Annotated in this window: 24 protein-coding genes and 1 tRNA gene; 14 read left to right on the forward strand and 11 right to left on the reverse strand. The window is 69.0% G+C overall.

Annotated features, from left to right (window positions below):
* Positions 1-12 precede the first annotated feature (12 nt).
* The 3 genes from topA to plsY all read right to left on the reverse strand — a co-directional run bounded on the left by topA (position 13) and on the right by plsY (position 4427).
* Positions 13-2619 (reverse strand): type I DNA topoisomerase, encoded by a 2607-nt coding sequence (topA, locus tag SFC76_RS05955; protein ID WP_322848544.1) that lies wholly within the window; start codon positions 2617-2619, stop codon positions 13-15.
* A gap of 121 nt (positions 2620-2740) precedes the next feature.
* Positions 2741-3820: a DNA-processing protein DprA gene (gene dprA / locus SFC76_RS05960; RefSeq protein WP_322848545.1), complete on the reverse strand. Its 1080-nt coding sequence runs from the start codon at positions 3818-3820 to the stop codon at positions 2741-2743.
* Positions 3813-4427, reverse strand: coding sequence for a glycerol-3-phosphate 1-O-acyltransferase PlsY (plsY, locus tag SFC76_RS05965; protein ID WP_416222389.1), 615 nt, complete (start codon positions 4425-4427; stop codon positions 3813-3815). The genes dprA and plsY overlap by 8 nt, the downstream gene beginning before the upstream one ends.
* 138 nt (positions 4428-4565) lie before the next feature.
* Between plsY and murI the strand changes: the two genes are divergently transcribed.
* Both murI and hemA read left to right on the forward strand, forming a co-directional pair.
* A complete protein-coding gene (gene murI, locus SFC76_RS05970; RefSeq protein ID WP_322848547.1) occupies positions 4566-5360 on the forward strand; it encodes a glutamate racemase in 795 nt (264 codons plus the stop codon).
* Between the two features lie 171 nt (positions 5361-5531).
* The gene (hemA, locus tag SFC76_RS05975; RefSeq protein ID WP_322848548.1) at positions 5532-6773 is read left to right on the forward strand and encodes a 5-aminolevulinate synthase; all 1242 of its coding nucleotides are present in this window, start codon (positions 5532-5534) and stop codon (positions 6771-6773) included.
* 204 nt (positions 6774-6977) lie between these two features.
* On the opposite strand, the gene SFC76_RS05980 is transcribed toward hemA, so the two are convergent.
* Positions 6978-7454 (reverse strand): DUF3429 domain-containing protein, encoded by a 477-nt coding sequence (locus SFC76_RS05980; protein WP_322848549.1) that lies wholly within the window; start codon positions 7452-7454, stop codon positions 6978-6980.
* Between the two features lie 164 nt (positions 7455-7618).
* On the opposite strand from SFC76_RS05980, the gene rpiB reads away from it, so the two are divergent.
* From rpiB to SFC76_RS06005, 5 genes are read left to right on the forward strand one after another with little or no spacing between them, the layout of a single operon-like run.
* The gene (rpiB, locus tag SFC76_RS05985) at positions 7619-8053 is read left to right on the forward strand and encodes a ribose 5-phosphate isomerase B (protein WP_322848550.1); all 435 of its coding nucleotides are present in this window, start codon (positions 7619-7621) and stop codon (positions 8051-8053) included.
* Between the two features lie 4 nt (positions 8054-8057).
* Positions 8058-9368 (forward strand): serine hydroxymethyltransferase, encoded by a 1311-nt coding sequence (gene glyA, locus SFC76_RS05990; protein ID WP_322848551.1) that lies wholly within the window; start codon positions 8058-8060, stop codon positions 9366-9368.
* A gap of 4 nt (positions 9369-9372) precedes the next feature.
* On the forward strand, positions 9373-9546 hold the full coding sequence (locus SFC76_RS05995; RefSeq protein WP_166753199.1) for a small multi-drug export protein: 174 nt from the start codon (positions 9373-9375) through the stop codon (positions 9544-9546).
* An 8-nt stretch (positions 9547-9554) separates the two neighbouring features.
* Entirely contained in the window at positions 9555-10031 is a 477-nt protein-coding gene (gene nrdR, locus SFC76_RS06000) for a transcriptional regulator NrdR (protein ID WP_322848552.1), read from the forward strand.
* Positions 10028-10777, forward strand: a complete 750-nt coding sequence (locus tag SFC76_RS06005) for an RNA methyltransferase (protein ID WP_322848553.1) — start codon at positions 10028-10030, stop codon at positions 10775-10777. Before nrdR ends, SFC76_RS06005 begins: the two co-directional genes overlap by 4 nt.
* Here the strand turns inward: SFC76_RS06005 and SFC76_RS06010 are convergent.
* The gene (locus SFC76_RS06010) at positions 10747-11049 is read right to left on the reverse strand and encodes a chorismate mutase (protein WP_322848554.1); all 303 of its coding nucleotides are present in this window, start codon (positions 11047-11049) and stop codon (positions 10747-10749) included. The genes SFC76_RS06005 and SFC76_RS06010 overlap by 31 nt on opposite strands.
* A 209-nt stretch (positions 11050-11258) precedes the next feature.
* On the opposite strand from SFC76_RS06010, the gene rpsD reads away from it, so the two are divergent.
* From rpsD to aguB, 4 genes are all read left to right on the forward strand, one after another.
* Positions 11259-11873: a 30S ribosomal protein S4 gene (gene rpsD / locus SFC76_RS06015; RefSeq protein ID WP_322848555.1), complete on the forward strand. Its 615-nt coding sequence runs from the start codon at positions 11259-11261 to the stop codon at positions 11871-11873.
* A 394-nt stretch (positions 11874-12267) separates the two neighbouring features.
* Complete coding sequence (locus SFC76_RS06020; RefSeq protein ID WP_322848556.1) at positions 12268-13908, forward strand: M28 family metallopeptidase; 1641 nt, start codon at positions 12268-12270, stop codon at positions 13906-13908.
* Complete coding sequence (locus tag SFC76_RS06025; RefSeq protein ID WP_322848557.1) at positions 13905-14879, forward strand: agmatine deiminase family protein; 975 nt, start codon at positions 13905-13907, stop codon at positions 14877-14879. The genes SFC76_RS06020 and SFC76_RS06025 overlap by 4 nt, the downstream gene beginning before the upstream one ends.
* Before the next feature lie 109 nt (positions 14880-14988).
* Complete coding sequence (aguB, locus tag SFC76_RS06030) at positions 14989-15849, forward strand: N-carbamoylputrescine amidase (RefSeq protein WP_322848558.1); 861 nt, start codon at positions 14989-14991, stop codon at positions 15847-15849.
* On the opposite strand, the gene SFC76_RS06035 is transcribed toward aguB, so the two are convergent.
* Positions 15837-16535 (reverse strand): uracil-DNA glycosylase, encoded by a 699-nt coding sequence (locus SFC76_RS06035; RefSeq protein WP_322848559.1) that lies wholly within the window; start codon positions 16533-16535, stop codon positions 15837-15839. The two genes, aguB and SFC76_RS06035, sit on opposite strands and share 13 nt — an antisense overlap.
* A 22-nt stretch (positions 16536-16557) precedes the next feature.
* Here SFC76_RS06035 and folK point away from each other — a divergent pair, with 22 nt between their 5' ends.
* Together folK and SFC76_RS06045 are read left to right on the forward strand one after the other, a co-directional pair.
* A complete protein-coding gene (gene folK, locus SFC76_RS06040) occupies positions 16558-17034 on the forward strand; it encodes a 2-amino-4-hydroxy-6-hydroxymethyldihydropteridine diphosphokinase (protein WP_322848560.1) in 477 nt (158 codons plus the stop codon).
* 20 nt (positions 17035-17054) lie between these two features.
* Positions 17055-17130, forward strand: a tRNA-Lys gene (locus SFC76_RS06045).
* A gap of 82 nt (positions 17131-17212) precedes the next feature.
* Here SFC76_RS06045 and SFC76_RS06050 read toward each other — a convergent pair.
* Positions 17213-17497 (reverse strand): hypothetical protein, encoded by a 285-nt coding sequence (locus tag SFC76_RS06050; RefSeq protein WP_322848561.1) that lies wholly within the window; start codon positions 17495-17497, stop codon positions 17213-17215.
* A 187-nt stretch (positions 17498-17684) separates the two neighbouring features.
* Between SFC76_RS06050 and SFC76_RS06055 the strand changes: the two genes are divergently transcribed.
* Positions 17685-18410, forward strand: a complete 726-nt coding sequence (locus SFC76_RS06055) for a dihydrofolate reductase family protein (RefSeq protein WP_322848562.1) — start codon at positions 17685-17687, stop codon at positions 18408-18410.
* Here SFC76_RS06055 and SFC76_RS06060 read toward each other — a convergent pair.
* The 4 genes from SFC76_RS06060 to SFC76_RS06075 form a co-directional block, all read right to left on the reverse strand.
* A complete protein-coding gene (locus SFC76_RS06060; protein ID WP_322848563.1) occupies positions 18382-19917 on the reverse strand; it encodes a sodium:proton antiporter in 1536 nt (511 codons plus the stop codon). The two genes, SFC76_RS06055 and SFC76_RS06060, sit on opposite strands and share 29 nt — an antisense overlap.
* A 118-nt stretch (positions 19918-20035) precedes the next feature.
* Positions 20036-20404, reverse strand: a complete 369-nt coding sequence (locus SFC76_RS06065) for a hypothetical protein (protein WP_322848564.1) — start codon at positions 20402-20404, stop codon at positions 20036-20038.
* A 33-nt stretch (positions 20405-20437) separates the two neighbouring features.
* On the reverse strand, positions 20438-21475 hold the full coding sequence (locus SFC76_RS06070) for a glycosyltransferase family 2 protein (RefSeq protein WP_322848565.1): 1038 nt from the start codon (positions 21473-21475) through the stop codon (positions 20438-20440).
* A 141-nt stretch (positions 21476-21616) separates the two neighbouring features.
* Positions 21617-22570: an alpha/beta hydrolase gene (locus SFC76_RS06075; RefSeq protein WP_322848566.1), complete on the reverse strand. Its 954-nt coding sequence runs from the start codon at positions 22568-22570 to the stop codon at positions 21617-21619.
* Positions 22571-22600: the final 30 nt, after the last annotated feature.

The raw sequence follows: 22600 nt of genomic DNA on the forward strand, positions 1-22600 counted from the left end.
GATCCCCTCGCATCACTCCGCCGCGGCTTTCTTCGCCGCCGGCTTCTTGGCGGGCGCCTTCTTGGCCGCCGCGGGCTTGGCCGCTGCCGTCTTCGTCCCTGCCGCCTTGGCGGCCGGCTTTTTCGCCGCCGCCTTCTTGGCGGGGGCCTTCTTCTTCTTCGGCGGGGCGGCGGCGGCGCGGTCGTCGATCAGTTGCACCGCTTCTTCCAGCGTCAGCGCGTCGGGGGTGATCGACTTGGGCAGGGTCGCGTTGGTCTCGCCGTCGGTGACATAGGGGCCGTAGCGGCCCTCCATCAGCTTGATCTCCGCCTCGGTGCGCGGGTGCTTGCCGAGTTCCTTGAGCGGCGCGCGCGCGGCGCCGCGTGCCGGACGGCCGCCACCCGCAGCCGCCTCGGCGAGCTTGACCACCGCGGCGTTCATCCCGGTCTCGAACACGTCGGCGGTCGATTGCAGCCGCGCATATTTGCCGGCGTGCGCCAGATACGGCCCATAGCGGCCGATCGAGGCGGTGATCGGCTCGCCCGTCTCCGGGTGGTTGCCGATCGTGCGCGGCAGGCTGAGCAGCTTCAACGCCCATTCGAGGTCGAGTTCGCCGGGCAGGTCCTTGGGGATCGAGGCGCGCTTGGCCTCCTTGCCCTCGCCGAGCTGGATATACGGGCCGAACCGCCCCGATTTGCGCTCGACCTCCAGCCCCGTCGCCGGGTCCTTGCCGAGCCCTTCGGGGCCGCTGTCCTCGCCCTCCTCGCCGCCGGGCTGGGCGAAGCGGCGGGTGTATTTGCACTCGGGATAGTTGGAGCAGGCGATGAACGCGCCGAACTTGCCGCCGCGCAGCGCCAGCTTGCCCTGTTCGCATTTCGGGCACAGCCGCGGGTCCGATCCGTCCGCCTTGTCGGGGAAGAGATAGGGCGCGAGGAAGACGTCGAGCTCGGCGGTGATCGCGCTGGGCTGCTGCTCCATCACCTCGTTGGTGCGCGGCTTGAAGTCGCGCCAGAAGGCTTCGAGCACCGCCTGCCATTGCGCGCGGCCGCCCGAGACGTCGTCGAGCTCTTCCTCCAGCTCGGCGGTATAGTCGAAGCCGACGTATTTCTCGAAGAAGCGTTCGAGGAAGGCGGTGACGAGACGGCCGCTTTCCTCGGCGAAGAAGCGGTTCTTCTCGACGCGCACATAGGCGCGGTCCTTCAGCGTCTTGATGATCGAGGCATAGGTCGACGGCCGGCCGATGCCGAGTTCCTCCATCCGCTTGACGAGGCTCGCCTCCGAGAAGCGCGGCGGCGGCTGGGTGAAATGCTGTTCGGCGAGCACGTCCTTCTTCGCCGGTGCGTCGCCCTCGCGCAGGCGGGGCAGGCGGCGCGCCTCCTCGTCCTGCGTATCGTCCGATCCCTCTTCGTAGAGCGCGAGGAAGCCGGGGAAGAGCACGACCTGGCCGGTCGCGCGCAGCACGTTGCGGCCCGTCCCGTCTGCCATCTCGACGGTGGTGCGCTCCATACGGGCCGAGGCCATCTGGCTGGCGAGCGCGCGCTTCCAGATCAGCTCGTACAGGCGATTGTGGTCGCCCGAGCCGGCGCGGTCCTTGGTGAAGTCGGTCGGGCGGATCGCCTCGTGCGCTTCCTGTGCGTTCTTCGCCTTGGTCTGATACTGGCGCGGCGAATCGGGGACGTAGCTCGCGTCGTATCGGTTGGCGATGGCGAGGCGCGCGGCAGAGATGGCGCTGCCGTCCATCTGCACGCCGTCGGTGCGCATATAGGTGATCGCGCCATCCTCGTAGAGGCCCTGCGCGATCCGCATCGTATGATCCGCGGAGAAGCCGAGCTTGCGTGCCGCCTCCTGCTGGAGCGTCGAGGTGGTGAAGGGCGGCGGCGGGTTGCGCGTCGCCGGCTTGGTCTCGACGGTCTGGACCGAGAAGCGGCCTTCCTCGACCGCGGCCTTGGCCTTCAGCGCGTCGCCCTGCGTGCCGATCGACAGGCGGTCGAGCTTCTTGCCGTCCCATTGCACGAGGCGCGCGACGAAGGGCGTGCCGTCCTGCTCCATCTGCGCAGTGACGGACCAATATTCCTGCGCCTTGAACGCCTCGATCTCGCGCTCGCGGCCGACGATCAGACGCAGCGCGACCGACTGGACGCGGCCCGCCGACTTGGCGCCGGGCAGCTTGCGCCACAGCACCGGCGACAGCGTGAAGCCGACGAGATAGTCGAGCGCGCGGCGGGCGCGATAGGCGTCGATCAGGTCGGTATCGAGCTCGCGCGGCGCCTTCATCGCGGCGAGGATCGCCGGCTTGGTGATCGCGTTGAAGGTGACGCGCTGGACGTCCTTGGGCAGCGCCTTGCGGTTGCGCAGCACCTCCTGCACGTGCCAGCTGATCGCCTCGCCCTCGCGATCGGGATCGGTGGCGAGGATCAGGCGGTCGGCGGTCTTCGACAGGTCGGCGATCGCTTTAAGCTGCTTGGACTTGTCCGCGTAATTCTCCCACTCCATCGCGAAATTCTCGTCCGGGTTCACCGAGCCGTCGCGCGCCGGCAGATCACGGACGTGACCGTAGGAGGCGAGGACGCGGAAGTCCGAGCCCAGATACTTTTCGATGGTTTTCGCCTTGGCGGGCGATTCGACGATGACGAGCTGCATGGCGGTTCAATAACGTCCTTACGTGTACGCGCGAGGGTGGCGAGCGGTCGGGGCTCGCGTCAAGTCGGGGGCGTGGGGCGAAACGTCAACGGGTGGGAAGGCGGTCGGCCCGCGCCCGCGGTCAGGCGGTGAGGCTGACCCGGCCGCCGGCGTGGCGTTCCAGGCGGCCGGCGAGTTCGAGTTCGAGCAGCACGGTCTGGACGATCGCGGGGGCGGCGTGGCTTTGGCGGATCAGCTCGTCGACCGGGACCGGGGCGGGGCCGAGCAGCGCGGCGATGCGGGTGCGGTCGGCGTCGCTCGCATCCGCGGGGGGCGGGGCGGCGTAGGGCGAGGCGTGCGTGCGGACGGCGCGGGGGTCGATCGGGCGGAGCTGTTCGAGGACGTCGGCGGCGGTCTGGATCAAGGTCGCGCCGTCGCGGATCAAGAGATTGCACCCCTGCGCGCGCGGATCGAGCGGGCTGCCTGGGACCGCCATGACCTCGCGGCCCATCTCGCCGGCGAGCCGCGCGGTGATCAGCGAGCCCGAGCGCGGTGCCGCCTCGACCACTACGGTGCCGAGCGCGAGGCCGGCGATGATGCGGTTGCGCGAGGGGAAATGGCGCGCGAGCGGCTGGGTGCCGGGCGGCTGTTCGGCGACCAGCAGGCCCTGCGTCGCGAGCTGCTCCTGCAACGCCGCATTCTCGGGCGGGAAGGCCACGTCGATGCCGCTGGCGATGACGGCGATCGTGCGCGGCAGCGCGCCGACGTGCGCCGCGGTGTCGATGCCGCGGGCGAGGCCGGAGACGATCGTCGCACCCTCCGCGGCGAGGTCGTGCGCGAGGCTGCGCGCGAAACGGCACGCCGCCGCCGAGGCGTTGCGCGCGCCGACGATTGCGACCGTCGTCCGGCTTGCCAGCGTCAGGTCGCCGCGCAGGATCAGCGCGGGCGGCGCGGTGTCGATCTGGCCGAGCAGCGGCGGATAATCGGGATCGTCGAGGAACAGATAGCGTGCGCCGAGCCGGGCGGTCGCCGCCATCTCGCGCTCGACCGCGGCGCGCTCGGCGATGCGCGGCGGCGCGCCGCCGCCGCGCCGGGCGAGCGTCGGCAGCATGTCGAGCGCCGCCTCCGCGGTGCCGAAGCGGGCGAGCAACTGGCGCCAGGTGACCGGGCCGATCCCGGCGGTACGAAGGAGACGGAGGCGCGCGACATCGCGCTCAGCCATCGGCGAGCGCATCCGCGTCCTCGGCGTCGCGCGCGCCGCCGATGCGCGGTTCGGTGCCGGCGAGCAGCCGTTCGATATTGTCGCGATGCTTCCACAGCACGATCGCGGCGAGCGCGAGCAGCAGCATGACGAGATCGAAGCGGCCGAACAGCGTGCCGCTGACCGGCGCGCTGACCGCGGCGGCCATGCCGGCGACCGAGGAGATGCGCAGGCTGGCGAGCAGGCCGAGCCAGACCAGCGCATAGACGAGGCCCATCGGCCAGTGCAGCGCGAGGACGATCCCCATCAGCGTCGCGACGCCCTTGCCGCCCTTGAAGCGCAGCCAGACCGGGTAGCAATGGCCGACGAACGCCGCCGCCGCGGCGATCATGCCGTCGCCGGGGAACAGCCATTCCGCCAGCCACACCGCCGCCGCGCCCTTGGCGAGATCGAGCAGCAAGGTGGCCGCCGCCAGCCCCTTGCGGCCGGTGCGCAGCACGTTCGTCGCGCCGATGTTGCCCGAGCCGATGCTGCGCAGATCGCCCGCGCCGGCGAGCCGGGTGAGGATGACGCCGAACGGGATCGAACCCAGCACATAGCCGAGCAACAGCGCGCAGGTCGGCGCGATCCAGAGTATATGCGTGTGCAAGACTGCCCCGTCCTCCCCGGCCGACCATAGCGGGTCCGCCGCGGTTTCGCCAATGGGACCCTGCCTGATTTCGATCAAGATTGGCGCTGCCCGCCACGGTGGCTTATGGAGCCGGCGATGGACGATGCGCCGATCCTGTTCTTCGATTCGGGTGTCGGCGGCCTGTCGGTGGTCGCGCCGACGCGCGCGATGCTGCCGCGGGCGCCGATCGTCTACGCCGCCGATTCCGCCGGTTTTCCTTATGGGATCAAGAGCGAGGCGGAGATCGCGGCGCGGGTGCCGGCGCTGCTCGGGCGGCTGGTGGAGCGGTATCGGCCGCGGCTGGTGGTGATCGCGTGCAACACCGCCTCGACGATCGCGCTGCCGGTGGTGCGCGCGGCGCTCGACGTGCCGGTGGTCGGCACGGTGCCGGCGATCAAGCCCGCCGCGGCGCTGAGCCGTAGCCGGGCGATCGGGGTGCTCGGCACCGATGCGACGGTGCGCCAGGCCTATGTCGACGATCTCGCGGCACGGTTCGCGGGCGATTGCGTGGTGGTGCGGCATGGCTCGGCGGAACTGGTGCGGCTGGCGGAGGCGAAGCTGGCGGGCGCGGCGAGCGATCCGGCGCGGTATCGCGCGGTGCTCGACGGTCTGTTCGACCAGCCCGGCGGCGCGCGGATCGACGTGATCGTCAACGCCTGCACGCATTTTCCGCTGGTCGAGGCGGAGCTGGCGGCGGTGGCGCCCGCGGGGGTGCGATTCGTCGACGGCGGTCCGGGCATCGCGCGGCGGATCGCCTTCCTGACCGAGGGGCAGCGCTGGCCGGCGGGCGAGTCGGTGCATCGCGCGGTGTTCACGCGGCTCGGCGCGGCGGAGCACGCGTTGGCGCCGGCGCTGGCGGGATATGGGATCGGGACGATCGAGGAGCTTTGATTCCTCCCTCGCGTAGCGGGGGAAAAATTACTGGGGCGGGGATCGACACGCTCGCGCTTCGACCGATCCCCTCCCCCTCCCACGAGGGTGGGACAAAATGTCCAGCCTCCCGATCACGCTGAGCGCTTTTATCCACTGGCAAGCCCGTCGCCGCATCGGTACATGGTGCCCATGAGCAGCGACGGTACCGACGTACGCGTGGATTATTCGCGCGTCTTCACCCAGGCGATCGATCGCCTGCATAGCGAGGGCCGGTATCGGGTCTTCATCGACATCCTCCGCAACAAGGGGGCTTTCCCCAACGCACGGTGCTTCGCCGGGCACAATGGCCCCAAGCCGATCACCGTCTGGTGTTCGAACGACTATCTCGCGATGGGCCAGCATCCCGAGGTGATCGCGGCGATGGAAGAGGCGCTGCACGACGTCGGCGCCGGTTCGGGCGGTACGCGCAACATCGGCGGCAACACGCATTATCACGTCGATCTCGAGCACGAACTCGCCGACCTGCACGGCAAGCAGGGCGCGCTGCTGTTCACCAGCGGCTATGTCTCGAACGAGGCGACGCTGTCGACGCTCGCCAAGATCCTGCCGGGCTGCATCATCTTCTCGGACGAGCTCAACCATGCCTCGATGATCGCGGGCATCCGCAATGCCGGCTGCGAGAAGCGCATCTTCCGCCACAACGATCTCGCGCATCTCGAGGAGTTGCTCGCCGCCGAGGATCCGGCGGTGCCCAAGCTGATCGCGTTCGAAAGCGTCTATTCGATGGAGGCCGACATCGCGCCGGTCGCGGCGATCTGCGACCTCGCCGACAAATACAATGCGCTGACCTATCTCGACGAAGTCCATGCGGTCGGCATGTACGGCGCGCGCGGCGGCGGGATTTCGGAAGCCGAAGGCGTCGCGGACCGGCTGACGATCATCGAGGGGACGCTGGGCAAGGCGTTCGGCGTGATGGGCGGTTACATCGCCGCCGACCAGACGATCATCGACGTGATCCGCAGCTACGCGCCGGGGTTCATCTTCACCACCTCGCTGTCGCCGGTGCTGGTCGCGGGCGTGCTCGCCAGCGTCCGCCATCTCAAGGCGTCGAGCGTCGAGCGCGAAGGCCAGCAGGCGTCGGCGACCTTGCTCAAGACGATGCTGAGCGAGGCGGGGCTGCCGGTGATGCTCGGCAGCACGCACATCGTGCCGATCCTCGTCGGCGATCCGGTGAAAGCCAAAAGGATCAGCGACATCCTGCTCGCCGAATATGGCGTCTACGTGCAACCGATCAATTATCCGACGGTGCCGCGCGGTACCGAGCGGCTGCGCTTCACGCCCGGCCCGAGCCATACGCCCGAGATGATGCGCGAGCTGACCGATGCGCTGGTCGAGATCTGGAGCCGGCTCGAATTGCGCAAGGCGGCCTGACGAGGTTTCCGGGTGCGGGGGTGGCTTGGTCTGCTGCCGTTCGCGGGGTTCGGGACCTTGAGATATCGCGGGGGCAGCGAGGTTCGACCGGTTTTCTTTGCGAGACCCGTTACCCCGGAACGAGCCCGGGGTGACGGGGTGAGTTGGGAAAGCATCCGGCCTATGCGGCGGACTTCGGGCGGCGACGCGTAGCCGCCCGCGCGATCAGCTCGCCGACAGACCGCAGATGATCCCGCACAGGATCGTCAGGCCGCCGAGCCCGACCGACAATGGGATGCGCAGCGTCATCCAGCCGGTGGGGGCGTGGGCGGTATCGACCAGGCGGCGGTCGATCAGCAGGGTGGTGATGACCGCCGAACCCATCAGCACGAGTGCGAGGCCCAAGGGCAGCACGTGCGCGATCGACAGCAGGATCAGCAACGCGCCGAACAGCGACGGCAGCACTGCCAGCGTCGCGATCCGGCCCTGGTCGCGGCCGCTGCGCATCGCGAAGCCCCACCAGATGCCGCCGAGGAAGCTGAGGATCAGCGCCGCATATGCGAAGGCGAACATCGGCCCGACGTCGCTTTCGGCGGAGAAGAAGCAGGTGGCGACCGCCGCGATCTGCGGAAACAGGCCCGCATAGCCGAGGATCAGTGGCGACTCGCCGACGCTCCCGCGGGCGGAAACGGGTTCAGCCATGCCGGCCAACGCGGGGTCGAGGGACTTGCGGCATGTTCTTATCCTGCATTGCGTGGATCGCTTAGCGCGCGAGCGACGCGCTACGTTCCGCAACAGGTGTGGCATTTGGCCGTATCCCCCGCTAAGGCGCCCTGACCGCCCATCACCGTCACGGGACGTCACCCTTGCGCATCGCCTTCGCCTCCGATCACGCCGCCGTCGCGCTGAAGGCGCTGCTGGTCGAGCATGTCGGCACGCTCGGCCATGCGGCGATCGATCTCGGGCCGGACGGCGACGCGCGGGTCGACTATCCCGATTACGGGTACAAATTGGCGCGGGCGGTCGCGGCGGGGGAGGCGGAGTTCGGCGTCGCGCTCTGCGGTTCCGGCATCGGCATCTCGATCGCGGTCAATCGCGAGCCGGCCTGCCGCTGCGCCCTGGTTTCCGAACCGCTGTCGGCGGCGCTGGCGCGCCAGCACAACGACGCCAACGTCCTCGCGATGGGCGCGCGGCTGATCGGTCCCGATCTCGCCAAGGCCTGTCTCGAAGCTTTCCTCGCCGCCCCGTTCGAGGGCGGCCGTCACCAGAACCGCGTCGACAAATTGTCGCGAAAGGACTGATCCCATGAGCACCCAGCCCACCGACTTCAGCGATATCCGCCACACCGGCTTCTTCAGCGAAGCGCTCGCCGACGCCGATCCCGCGGTGTTCGCCGGCATCGCCCACGAACTGGAGCGCGAGCAGACGCAGATCGAGCTGATCGCGTCGGAGAATATCGTTTCCAAGGCGGTGCTCGAGGCGCAGGGCTCGGTGTTCACCAACAAATATGCCGAGGGCTATCCGGGCAAGCGCTATTACCAGGGCTGCGCGCCGTCGGACGAGGTCGAGAGCCTGGCGATCGAGCGCGCCAAGCAGATCTTCGGTTGCGGCTTCGTCAACGTCCAGCCGCATTCGGGTGCGCAGGCGAACGGCGCGGTGATGCTGGCGCTGGTCAAGCCGGGCGAGACGATCCTCGGCATGAGCCTCGACGCCGGCGGCCACCTCACCCATGGCGCGCGCGCGGCGATGAGCGGCAAATGGTTCAACGCGATCCAGTACGGCGTCGATCCGGTGACGCATCTGATCGACTACGATCAGGTCGAGCGCCTCGCCGTCGAGCATAGCCCCAAGCTCATCATCGCAGGCGGCAGTGCTTATCCGCGCGTCATCGACTTCGCCCGCTTCCGCGAAATCGCCGATAAGGTCGGGGCGTATTTCCTCGTCGACATGGCGCATTTCGCCGGCATCGTCGCCGCCGGCCTGCACCCGACGCCGTTCGGCCACGCGCATGTCGTCACCACGACGACGCACAAGACGCTGCGCGGGCCGCGGGGCGGGATGATCATGACTAATGACGAGGCGCTGGCGAAGAAGATCAACTCGGCGGTGTTCCCGGGGCTGCAGGGCGGGCCGCTGATGCACGTCATCGCCGCCAAGGCGGTCGCATTCGGCGAGGCGCTGCAGCCGGGCTACAAGAGCTATATCGCCGCGGTGGTGGAGAATGCCAAGGTGCTCGCCGCGACGCTGAAGGAGCGCGGTTCGGACGTCGTCTCGGGCGGCACCGACACGCATCTCGCGCTGATCGACCTCACCCCGCTCGGCATCACCGGCAAGGACGCCGACGAGGCGCTGGAGCGTGCCGGCATCACCTGCAACAAGAACGGCATTCCCAACGATCCGCTGCCGCCGGTCAAGACCAGCGGCATCCGCGTCGGTTCGCCCGCCGGCACGACGCGCGGCTTCGGCCCCGCCGAGTTCCGCGAGATCGGCAACATGGTCGCCGACGTGCTCGACGGATTGGCCAAGAAGGGCGAACATGGGGACCCCGAGGTCGAGGCGAACGTTCGGCAGCGTGTACGCACGCTGTGCGCACGCTTCCCCATCTACGAAGGATAACACCATGTCGAAGATCGAAGAGGTCCAGGCGACCGTCAAGAATACCCCCGGCCTCGGCAAGAAGATGGCGAAATACGGCGCGATCGGCGCGGTCGTGGCGATCCCGATCCCGTTCGTCGGGCCGGTGCTGGGTGCGCTGGTCGGCGCGGGCGTCGCCTACGCCAAGCGCAAGGATTGATCGCCTGAATGCGTTGCCCGTTCTGCGGCCATGAAGACAGCCAGGTGAAGGACAGCCGCCCCACGGAAGATGGGGCGGCGATCCGGCGCCGGCGCCAGTGCGAAGGCTGCGCGGCGCGCTTCACCACCTTCGAGCGGATCCAGCTGCGCGATCTGTGGGTGCTCAAGAGCACCGGCAGCGGCGGGGTGCGGCGCGAGCCGTTCGACCGCGAGAAATTGCTGCGCTCGGTATCGATCGCGACGCGCAAGCGGCCGATCGAGCCGGTGCGGATCGAGAAACTGGTCAGTGGCATCCAGCGCCAGCTCGAGACGCAGGGCGAGAGCGAGGTGTCGTCGAAGCGGATCGGCGAGATGGTGATGGACGGGCTCAAGGGGCTCGATTCGGTTGCCTATATCCGCTTTGCCAGCGTCTATCGCGACTTCAGCGAGGCGCGCGACTTCGAGGAATTCGCCGGCACGGTCGAGCAGGCGGGGCGCGCCGAATGAAGCCGGTCATCGTGCTCGTCCGCCCGCAGCTCGGCGAGAATATCGGCAAGGCGGCGCGCGCCATGCTCAATTTCGGCCTCACCGACATGCGGCTGGTCAGCCCACGCGACGGCTGGCCCAATCCGCAGGCGGGGCCGGCGGCGAGCGGTGCCGACAGCGTGCTCGCCGACGCGCAGGTGTTCGACAGCGTCGCCGACGCGGTGGCGGATTGCGCGCACGTCTATGCGACGACGGTGCGCAAGCGCGGCATCACCAAGCCGGTGGTGACTCCCGAGATCGCGGCGCGCGACATCCACGCCGCGCCGGAGCGGTCGGCGATCCTGTTCGGGCCGGAGCGATCGGGGCTGGAGACCGACGACGTCGCGCTGGCGCGGACGATCGTCACCGTGCCGATCAACCCCGCATTCGGCAGCCTCAACCTCGCGCAGGCGGTGATCCTCGTCGCCTACGAATGGTCGAAGGGCGAGGCGCTGGCACAGCCGTCGATCAACCCGATCGAGCCGCCCGCGCCGCATGAGGAGCTGGAGGGGATGATCCTCCAGCTCGACGACATGCTGGAACGTGCCAATTTCTTCTTCCCGCCCGAACGGGTGTTCCAGACGCGGCGGACGCTGCGCACGCTGCTGACCAAGCCGGGCTGGTCGTCGCAGGAGGTGCGGACGGTGCGCGGCGTCTTGTCGGCGCTGGACGGCGCCAAGGTCCGCCGGGTCGAGGCTCAGCGCCGGTCGAACGACGCCAGTTCGTAGGCGATCGACGCCTCGACGAGCTGCTCCCACAGATCGGCGATGACCGCGCCGGGCAGGCCGAGCGCCTCCGCCGCGGCACGGGCGTTGGCGATGACCTGCGCCTTGCGCGCCTCGTCGCGGACGTGGCCGCGCTCCGGCTTGATACGCGCCGCGGCGTCCATATAGGCGAAGCGGCGCGCGAGCAGCGCGACCAGCTCGCGGTCGAGCGCGTCGACGCCGGCGCGCACCTCGGTCATCGTCGTGCAGTCGGGGCCGGGCAGAGGTGTCGTCATGCCCGCCGTGTGACGCGGCGGCGCGACGCTGTCCAGCTTGACTTGGCGGCACGGCCCGTCTAGGCGGCCGCCTTCGCAACAGCCCCCGCACCCCGGTGAAGCGGATGGCCTGCCCCCGTCAGGGATCAGCAGAGCGATACCGGGATCAACCCCGCCGCATGGCTTGCCATGGGACGGGATCACGTCGTTACAGTTGCCAAGGAATCACTATGTCGAAGCGCCATAGCGCCAAGCACAAGCTCGACCGTCGTCTCGGCGAGAACATCTGGGGCCGGCCGAAGAGCCCGGTCAACAAGCGCGAATACGGCCCGGGCCAGCACGGCCAGCGCCGCAAGGGCAAGGTGTCGGACTTCGGCATCCAGCTGCGCGCCAAGCAGAAGCTCAAGGGCTATTACGGCGACGTCACCGAGAAGCAGTTCAAGGCCTGCTACACCGAAGCCGCCCGCATGAAGGGCGACACCAGCCAAAACCTGATCGGCCTGCTCGAGCAGCGTCTCGACATGATCGTCTATCGCGCCAAGTTCGCGCCGACGATCTTCGCCGCGCGCCAGATCGTCAGCCACGGCCACATCCGCGTCAACGGCGTGAAGTGCAACATCGCGTCGCGCCGCTGCTTCGTCGGCGACGAGATCACCCTGGGCACCAAGGCCAAGGAAATGGCGCTCGTCCTCGAGGCGCAGAACCTCGCCGAGCGTGAGATCCCCGATTACGTCGCGCCGGACGGCAACGCCAAGATCACCTTCGTCCGCGTGCCGACGCTCGACGAAGTGCCTTACCCGGTGAAGATGGAACCGAACCTGGTCGTCGAGTTCTACTCGCGCTGATTTCGGGTCTTCCGGTTTCGGATTTGGAAGGGCGGTCCTTGCGGGCCGCCCTTTTTGATTCACGCGAAGACGCGAAGGTGTCGCGCGCGCGGCGTCCGCGCCGTGCAGCGCAGGCGTGGCCCTCTCTCTACCTCTTCGCACCTTCGCGTCTTCGCGTGATTCATTCTTTGAGCGCAGAGGCGCAGAGAGCGCAGAGGATGTTGCGCTCAGGTCGGGCTGGGCGGCTCCCGGCTTCGTGATGAAGCGCCTCCGGCGCCAGCGGCGTAACCCCTCTGCGTCCTTCGCGCCTCTGCGCGCAAAACCCTTCATCTCCACGCCTGCGCGCGAGCCCGTGGACAAGGCCGCGCGCGGGCGGCAAAAGGCCGGCCACGCTGCCATCCATGCGGAGTAATCGATGCGTCGTTTCGTTCTTGCGGCCCTGCTCGCCACGCCCGGCATGGCGCTCGCCCAATCCGCGCCGCCGATCTCGGTCGAGACGATGAAGGCGGTCACCAAGACCCTGTCGTCGGACGCCTTCGAAGGCCGCGCGCCGGGCAGCGCCGGCGAGGAGAAGACGCTCGCCTATCTCAAGGCGCAGTTCGAGAAGGCGGGGCTCAAGCCCGGCAACAAGGGCAGCTGGCTGCAGGACGTGCCGCTGGTCGAGATCACCGCGCAGAACGTCACGCCGCTGACGATCACCGGCGGCAAGACGCCGCTCAGCCTCGCTTATGGCAAGGACATGGTGATCGGCACCTATCGCGTCACGCCGCACATCGACGTCAAGGACAGCGACATCGTCTTCGCCGGTTACGGCATCAACGCGCCCGAGAAGGGCTGGAACGATTATGCCGGGCTCGACGTCAAGGGGAAGACGGTGATCGTCCTGATCAACGATCCCGACTGGCAGACGCCGGGGCTGACCGGCCCGTTCAACGGCCGTGCGATGACCTATTACGGCCGCTGGACGTACAAATATGAGGAAGCGGCGCGGCAGGGCGCGGCGGCGGTGATCATCGTCCACCAGACCGAGCCTGCGGCCTATGGCTGGAACGTCGTCCAGTCGAGCAACACCGGCGCGGCGCACGTCGCCGATGCCGCCAACGGCCATATGGACGACAGCGCCGCGCACGGCTGGATGCAGCTCGACAAGGCGCGCGCGCTGTTCGCCAGCGCGGGGAAGGACTTCGATAGCCTCGCCGCGGCGGCAAAGGTGAAGGGCTTCAAGCCGGTGCCGCTCGGGCTGAAGGCGTCGGTGAGCTTCGACAACCAGATCAAGAAGCAGATCTCGCACAATGTCGTCGGCATCCTGCCGGGGCGCGAGGCGCCGGACGAATATGTGCTGCTGTCGGCGCATTGGGATCACCTCGGCCATTGCACCCCGGTCAACGGCGACGGCATCTGCAACGGCGCGGTCGACAATGCCGACGGCACCGCGGCGCTGGTCGCGCTGGCGGAGGCGAATGCCAAGGCCGGGCCGGCGCGCCGCTCGATGGTGTTCGTCGCGCTGACGGCCGAGGAATCGGGGCTGCTCGGCTCGGCTTATTATGGCGAGAATCCGGTCTATCCGCTCGCGAAGACGGTGGGCGGCGCCAATATGGATGCGCTCGCCATGTACGGCCCGTCGAAGGACGTGATCGTGATCGGCCCGGGCAAGTCGCAGCTCGACGGCTATCTCACCGCCGCGCTCAAGCGCCAGGGCCGCACCGCGACGCCCGAACCGACCCCGGAGAAGGGCTTCTATTATCGCTCCGACCATTTCAGCCTCGCCAAGCACGGCGTGCCGATGGTCTATTTCGAGACCGGTCAGAATCTGGTGAAGGGCGGGCTCGCCGCGGGGCAGGCGGCGGCGAAGGATTACGAGGAGAACCGCTATCACGCGCCCTCAGACGAATATGATCCCAATTGGGATTGGAGCGGCGTGCAGCAGGACGTCGGCCTGTATTATATGATCGCGCGCGATCTCGCCGACGGCCGCGACTGGCCGAACTGGACGCCCGGCGACGAATTCCGCGCGATCCGCGACAGGAGCCGCGCCAGCCTGGGAGCCGCGAAGTGACCGTCGTTCCGCCGCCTGCCGAATGGGCGCCGCATGATGCGGTGTGGATCGGCTTTCCGAGCCATCCCGAATTGTGGGAGGAAGATCTCGATCCCGCGCGCGAGGAGGTCGTCGCCTTCGCCCGTGCGGTCCATGCCGGGGGGCGCGGCGAAACCGTGATCCTCGTCGCCGCCGATGCCGAGGCGGGCAACGCCGCCAGCCGGATGGCGCCGTTCGCCGAGGTGGTGGTCGAGCCGTTCGGCGATATCTGGCTGCGCGATACGGGGCCGATCCTGCTCGGCAACGGCGAAGCGTGCGACTTCGGCTTCAACGGCTGGGGCGGCAAATACGATCTGCCCGGCGACGATACGATCGGCATGCGCCTCGCCAAGCGGCACGGCCGCCGCGTCGGCTATTGCAACTGGGTGCTCGAAGGCGGCGCGATCGACGGCGACGGCACCGGCGTCGTCGTGACGACCGAGCAATGCCTGCTCAACGCCAACCGCAACCCGACGCTGGACAAGGCGCAGATCGAGGCGCGGTTGCGCGGCGATCTGGGGCTGACCAAGGTGGTGTGGCTGGGCGACGGGCTGCTCAACGACCATACCGACGGCCATGTCGACAATCTCGCCCGCTTCGTCGGCGAGGGGCGGCTGGCGCTGCCGGAAGCCGCCGAGAACGATCCCAATTGGCAGGTCTATCAACATGCGCTGCGCGACGCGCGGGCGGCGGGGCTGGAGGTGGTGACGATCCCGTCGCCGGGCCGCGTGCTGCGCGACGAGGAGGTCGTGCCGGCGAGCTATATGAACTTCTACATCGGCAATGCCGCGGTGGTCGTGCCGCTGTACGGCGCCGAGAACGATGCCGCCGCGGTGCGCGCGGTGCAGGCGCTGTTCCCCGACCGCGAGGCGGTGGGGCTGCGCGCCGATCATATCCTGACCGGGGGTGGCAGCTTCCACTGCATCAGCCAGCAGATCCCGGCGGGGGTGTGATCGCCGATCGGCGTGGGTGACCTTCGATCCACCCACTCCGTGAAGGGGGCGAGCATCCGAGCCCCACGCAAGGGGTGACGACTCACGTCCGGCCCCTTATGTGGCGCGCATGACCCAGATCACCGTCGCCGCGCTGCAGCTCGCCTTCTCCGACGATATCGATGCGAACATCGCCAACGTCTCGCGCCTGGTGCGCGAGGCGGCGGGGCGGGGCGCGCAGGTGATCCTGCCGCCCGAATTGTTCGAGGGCGAATATTTCTGCCGCGTCGAGGACGAGGGACTGTTCGCCAATGCCGCGCCGGTGCGCGAGCACAAGGCGGTGCTGGCGATGCAGGCGCTCGCCGAGGCGCTCGAGGTGACGATCCCGACCAGCTTCTTCGAGGCGGACGGGCCGCATTATTACAACAGCCTGGCGATGATCGGTCCCGACGGCGAGGTGCAGGGCGTCTATCGCAAGAGCCACATCCCCGACGGCCCCGGTTACGAGGAGAAATTCTACTTCCGCCCCGGCAATACCGGCTTCAAGGTCTGGCCGGCGCCGCCGACCGCGCCGGGCTGGACGCTCGGCGTCGGCGTCTGCTGGGACCAATGGTATCCCGAGACCGCGCGCGCGCTGATGCTGATGGGCGCGCAGGTGCTGTTCTACCCGACCGCGATCGGTAGCGAGCCGCACGACACCAGCCTCGATACCGCCCGGCTGTGGCGGCGCGCGATGGTCGGCCACGCCGTGTCCAACGTCGTGCCGGTCATTGCCGCCAACCGGATCGGCACCGAGCACGGCCAGCATTTCTACGGCACCAGCTTTATCGTCGACGAGCGTGGCGACGTACTCGCCGAACTCGGCCGCGACGAGGAGGGCGTGATCGCCGCGACGCTCGACCTCGACCGGGTCAAGCGCCACCGCGCCGCCTTCGGTTTCTTCCGTGATCGCCGGCCCGAGCTGTACGGGCGGCTCGTTCAGGACGTCTGACGCAGCGCCACCGCGCGGGCGAACACCGATTCGAACATTGCTTCGTCGAGCCGGCCGGTGTTCTGGTTGTAGCGCGACGGGTGGTAGCTATCGATGAGGATGCGGCCGTCGGGCATGCGGTGCTCGGCGCCATGCGCGAAATTGGCCTTGGGCAGGCGCCCGCCCATCACCTTGACCGCCGACTGGTGCGCGACCTGCCCCAGGGCGACGACGATGCGGACGTTGGGCAGCGCCGCGATCTCGCCGTCGAGGAACGGGCGGCAGGTGCGGATCTCCTCGGGCGTCGGCTTGTTGGCCGGCGGCAGGCATTTGACCGCGTTGACGACGATCGCCCCGGTCAGCGCGAGATCGTCGGTGACGCGATTGGCAAAGGTGCCGGTGGCGAGGCCGAGCTTGCCGAGCGTCGCGAACAGCAAGGCGCCCGAATGGTCGCCGGTGAACGGCCGGCCGGTGCGGTTGGCGCCGTGCAGCCCCGGCGCGAGGCCGACGATCGCCAGCCACGCCTCGGGATCGCCGAAGGCGGGGACGGGGGCGTTCCACCACGTCGGATTGTCGATCCGCAACGCCTCGCGTGCGGCGACGAGCCGCGGGCAGCGCGGGCAGTCGCGCGGCGGCTCGACCGCGGCGAGCGGGTCGGGGGCGGGCAGGTCGGTGGCGATGTCGGGCGCGAGCGTATCGAAGGTCATTGCTTTCGCCTAAAGCCCCGGGATGGCGACGGCAATCTATGCGATCGGGATCGGATCGAACCGCCGCGGGCGGCACGGCGGCCCCGCCGACGAGGTGCGCGCGGCGATCGCGGCGATCGGCGGGCTGGTTTCGGCGTCGCCGGTCATCGGCTCGGCGCCGCTGGGGCCGTCGATCCGCCGCTTCGCCAATGCCGCGATCCTGATCGCCAGCGACGAGCCGCCGCCGGTGCTGCTCGCCCGGCTCAAGGCCATCGAGGCGGCATTCGGCCGACGCCGCGGGCGGCGCTGGGGCGCGCGGGTGATCGACCTCGATATCCTGCTCTGGTCGGGCGGCGTCTGGTGCGATCCGCGGCTGACCGTGCCGCATGCGGCGCTGGCCGCGCGCGGCTTCGTGCTGGGGCCACTCGCACGGATCGCGCCGGACTGGCGCGTGCCGCCGCGGGCGCGAACGGTCAGACAATTGTCACATGCGGTTGACCGACCGCGCCCCCGCGCCTAGGTGCCCCGGATCGATGGCGGGGGTCCGTAGCTCAGTCGGTAGAGCAAGCGACTTTTAATCGAGAGGTCCCGGGTTCGAGCCCCGGCGGACCCACCATCGACGTTTTCCGGGGGCATCCACCCGCCCCCTTCGACCAGGCGGGTACCAGGCGATCCGCTGCGGGGGCCGACTGCCCGGTTCAGCGGTCTGCTTCCATCCTCCCGGGATAGCCGCGGCGCATGCGAAATATCCGCTCCTTGTCCGCGGCATTATCGTCGTCGACGGCGGCCCATTCCCGGCGCGTGTGACACGTCTTCGTGGTGAAGTGGCTACCCGTCACATCTTCGATCCGGCAGATCTTGGCGTCGGGATCACGCGAAAGCGACTTGGCCGGCGCCGCGGTCTTCGGCGGCGCGGTCTGGGCGGAGCCGCTGCTCGAATAGATCATGATCGCCGCAGCTGTGACAAACGAACTGATATGCAAGCGGCATCTCCCCCGTCACGACAATGTCAGCAACATTGACTATACTGCGTGGCAGAGCAAGCCCGCAGGCGTCCCGTCGCCGATGAGATCATGGTAGCGTCGGGTAACGGAGGGGGCGCGGGTGGCGGATGGAACGATCCGGCGGGCGACAGCGCTTCGTCATCGATCTGATCGCAAAGGACCCTTGATGAAGCCGCATGTCGCCTGCCTGATGATGTCGTCGGTGGACGGTCGTCTGCATCCCAGCCGCTATACCGCCAGCCCCGATGGAACGCCGAAGGCATGGAGCGGCGTCTACGAGCGGCTGCACGATGCGATGGCGGCGGACGCGTGGCTGGTCGGGCGGGTGACGATGGCGGAGATGTCGAAGGCTGCGGCACATCCGACCGCCGCCGCCGCGGGTGCGGCCGTGACGAGACCCGTCCACGTCGCCGCGACGGCCGACGGCTATGCGGTCGCGGTCGATCGGGCGGGCAAGCTGCACTTCGCGAAGGGCGATATCGGCGGCGATCACGTGATCGTGCTGCTCGGCGCCGATGTCGCGGACGAGCATCTGGCGGAGCTCGCCGGCGACGGCGTGTCCTATATCGTCGCCGACGCGGCCGACATCGATCTCGCCGCGGCGCTCGACACGCTCGGCGCGCAGTTCGGCATCCGCCGACTGCTGCTGGAAGGCGGCGGCGGCATCAACGGATCGATGCTGGCGGCGGGGCTGGTCGACGAGCTGCACGTGCTGGTCGCGCCGGCGCTCGATGGCGGCGAGGGCGTGCAGGGCATCGTCTCGCGCGGCGAGGACGGGCTGGCCGGTGCGGTGACGCTGTCGTTCCGGTCCGCCGCGGCGATGGAGCATGGCGCCGTGCATCTGGCTTATGACGTGCGGGCGGTCAGGCGCTCTCCGCAGGACGCGAGCTGAGTTCGAGCCAGTCGAGCTCCTGCTCGACCGCGCGATAGGCCTCGTCGCCGATCGTCCCGGCGCTGCGCAGCGTATCGAGCGCGTGGCGCGACGCGGGTAGCACACGCTGGCGCAACGCATTGTCGGACGAGGTGCGCGGATCCTCACCCGCCCGCGCGACGCCGAGCGCTTCGCGATATTCGTGGCGCAGCCGCTCGGCCGCCGGCCCCGGTTCGCCGTCGAGGACCTGCATCGCCGCGCCGATCGCGGCCGATCGTGCGGTGGCGATCTCATCCTCGACGATGGTGTCGGGCGGGAAGTGCAGCGCGTGGAGGAGCGGTTTGAGCGTCAGGCCCTGGACGACCAAAGTCCCGAGCACCACGACGAACGCGACGAGCAGGATGAAATCGCGATAGGGGAAATCGGCGGGGAGGGCGAGCGCGGCCGCCAGCGTGACGATGCCGCGCATGCCGGACCATCCGACCAGCAGGCCGCTCTTGAACGTGGCGGTCCAGCTGCGCGGTGCGTCGCCCGGCGCCCGCGACAGCCGGTGCGAGGCGCCGTACACCAGGACCCAGGCGAGCCGGACGAGGATGACGACGACGAGGATCGCTAGGGCATAGAGCGGATAGGTCGCGCGTTCCCCGCCATCCAGCCGCTCCATGATCGGGCCGAGCTGCAATCCGATCGTCGTGAACGCCAGCACGTTGAGGACCAGCGTCATCGTCTCCCATGTCGCGAACGACAGGATGCGCACCGACGTCCGCGACGATCCCGAGGCGCGGCGGCCCGCGGTCAGCCCGAACACGACGATCGTGACCACGCCCGACAGTTCGAGCCGCTCGGCGACGATCCACACGCCGAAGGTCGTCACGAACTGGAGAATCGTGGCGATCGCCGGATGCTCGATCGGCGCGGTGATGCGGCCGACGAGCACCGCAAGCAGCCAGCCGACCACGACGCTGCCGACCGTGACCAGCGCGAATGCCGGCACCGCATCGACGACCCGGAAGCCGCCGACCGCGACCGCGGTCACCGCCAGCTTGTAGACGAGCAGCGACGAGGCATCGTTGAGCAGGCTTTCGCCCTCCAGGATCGAGCGGATGCGATGCGGCGGCGCGACCGAGCGCATCACCGCCAGCGCGGCGACGGCATCGGGGGGCGCGAGCAGAGCGCCGAGCGCGATCGCCGCCGCCCACGGCATGTCGGGCAGGAAGACGCGCGAGACGCAGGCGACCGCAATGGTGGTCAGCCCGACCGCGACGAGCACCAGCGACAGCACCGGCCGCCAATTCGCCCGCAGGTCGCGCAGCGACGTGTCGTGCGCCGCGTCGAGCAGGACCGGCGCGACGAACAGCGCGAGGATCAGCTCCGGCGGCAGGCCGAGCCGCGGCACCCCGGGGATCAGCGCGACCGCGACGCCGCCGACCGCGAGCAGCGTCGGATAGGGTACGCCGATCCGCCCGGCGAGCATCGAGAGCAGCGCGGCGCCCAGCAGCAGCAGCAGGATCGTCTCGAACACCAGCACGGTTTATCCCCTTGCGCCGCCTTCCTCGTCGATCGAGCCGGTACGCCGGCGAAGAACGTGCGGCGCCGCGGAACGGCGCCGTGGCTAGCGGATCGTGTTCCCGGCCGTGCTCACCGGGTCACAACCGGCGCGGGCGGCCGCTCCGCGCGACCGCCACCACCAGCACGACGCCGACGATGATCGCGGTGTCGGCGACCCAGTCCATGATGTCGCAGTCGCGGTGCAATACCGGAACCGACTGCACCAGCTCGATCATCGCGCCGAGGAAGCTCAGCCGTTCGGCGATGCGGCCGAGCGGTGCGCGCGGCCAGCCGGCGCAGGCGAGCACGGTGAGCGTGCCGAACGCGGTCATATGCTGCCATTTGTCCAGAACGTCGACGGTGACCGGCGGGCGCGGCGACAGCGCCATGACCAGGGCGAAGAGAAGAGCCGCCCAGAACAGCAACCGTGCGATCGGCGCGACGCGCGCCTGCGAAAGTCCAACCATGGCGCGCGCCCTACGGCCGCCGGCGGTGCGCGTCTACCGGCGGTCGGGCGCCGGCCGGCGTGCGAGCACGGCGGCGATCGCGTCCTGGACGATGAGCGTGGCGCCGCCGCCGCCCCAGCCGGGACGATAATGGCGGTCGCGATACGCCGCATAGAGCCGCCGCAGCCGCGCGGCGACGCTGGGCGCGGAGAAGACGGCGTGGCGCGCGGTGTAGAAGGCGGCGACCTGCGACCAGCGATCGGCGGCGGTGTGGAAGTCCGGCGATTCGATGCCGTCGCGGACGCTGGCCAGCAGGCGTGCGGTGTCGGCGGCGATCCGCTGTCGCTGCGCGATATAGGTGGGGTATTTCTCGACCGCCTTGCGGACCCGGCCGATCATCGTGGTCCGGGTGCGGCCGAAGACGTTGCCGCCGTGCTGACGGTAGGACGCGAGCGGCTCGTCGATATAGCAGATGCTGCCGAACAGGCCGGCGACGAGATAGAACCAGCGATCGTGCGACATCGGGCGGTCATATTCGATGAGGTCGCGCGGTCGCGCCGCCGGGTCGATCCACTGGAGCAACCGGCGGTCGATCGTACAGGTGAAGCCGAGGAACACGCCCCATGGCTCGAAGGTCCGGCCTTGCAGGATCGCGCGCTTCGACAGGTTGGCGGACTGGCCGATCGCCGCGCCGGCATCGTCGATCAGATCGACGCGATGCGAGCACATCAATGCCCCCGTCGCCGCCATCGCATCCAGCGAGCGGGCGATCTTGGCCGGATGCCAGATGTCGTCCTGATCGCAGAAGGCGATATAGCGGCTCTCGCAGAGCCGGATCGCCTTCATGAAATTCTCGGAAAAGCGCAGCCGCATGTCGTTGCGATAGAGTCTGACCGGGAAAGGCGCGGTGCGCGCGAATGTTTCGATGATCGCGACGGTACGGTCGGTCGACAGATCGTCGCAAATGACGAGCTCGGCGGGAAGGCGTTCCTGCGCGGCGAGCGAGCGGAGTTGTTCGGCGATGAACCGTTCGCCGTTGTACGTCGCCATGGCGACGGAGACATGAGCCGCCTGCACGCTGATTCCCTCCATGATTTTTCTTTAACCATGTACCGCGTGGAGGGTGGGTGCAATGCAACCTGCGCCGACGATTGCGCCAGGTCGGCGCCGAACCGGGATTCCCGTGCGGCCGGACCGGCCCGCCCCGTTAATGGACGGGGCGGGCGGGCGGGATCATCCGCCGCGCTTGAGCAGGCCGTGCATGTCCATCCAACGGGCGAATTCCTCGAACCAGCCGGTGCTGGTCGTCGGTTTCGGGTACATGCCGAAGCCGTGGCCGCCCTGTTCGAACAAATGGAATTCGACCGGCCGCTTGGCGGTGCGCCAGCTTTCGATCAGGCCGAAGCCGCCATTGGCGAAGAACGGATCGTCGGAGGCGAGCGCGACGAACATCGGCGGCGCATCGGCGGGCACGGTGACCGCCGTCAACGGACCGTAGATATTGCCGATGAAGGCGGGCTTGGCGTCGCCGCCGGACAGCGTCGTCGCCATCGTCAGCATCGCGCCGGCGGAGAAGCCGACCATGCCGATCCGGTCGGCATCGACGTGCCATTCGCCGGCACGCTTGCGGATCAAAGCGAAGGCCGCGCGGGCGTCGGCGATCTGCGGCGCGAGGCTGGCCGCCATCGCATCGGCGCGCGGCCGCGGCGGGCGGGCGCCGGGACCGAAGATCTCCGCCATCGAGCGTTCGAAGCCGGGCATATCCGCGGGCGTCGGGTTGAGCCGGTATTTCAGCACGAAGGCGGCGACGCCCTTGGCGGCGAGCGCCCGCGCGACGTCCCAGCCCTCATTCTCCATCGATAGCGTGCGGAAGCCGCCGCCGGGCGCGACGATGACCGCGGCACCGGTCGCCTTGGCGGGATCGGGCAGGAAGGGGGTCAGCGTCGCGACGGTGACGTTGCGGGTGAAGACGCTGCCATATTGGCTATGCCACGCCTCCGGCGCGGTGGCGCCGGGCAGCTTGCCGGTGTCGAGCGTGATCGCGCCGGGCTGCGCCGGGGTGGGGATTGGCACCATCTTGTCGCTCTGCGCCTGAACGGGTGCGGTCAACGTCGCGGCGGCGAGGATGCCGGCCCCGATCGGGCGCAGCAGATGGGCGATCGCGGCGGCGTGGATACGGTGTCTCATGTTCGCTCTCCCTGATGATCGATGTCGGTA

This window comes from Sphingomonas sp. CD22 (genome assembly GCF_034556155.1).
Taxonomy (GTDB): domain Bacteria; phylum Pseudomonadota; class Alphaproteobacteria; order Sphingomonadales; family Sphingomonadaceae; genus Sphingomonas.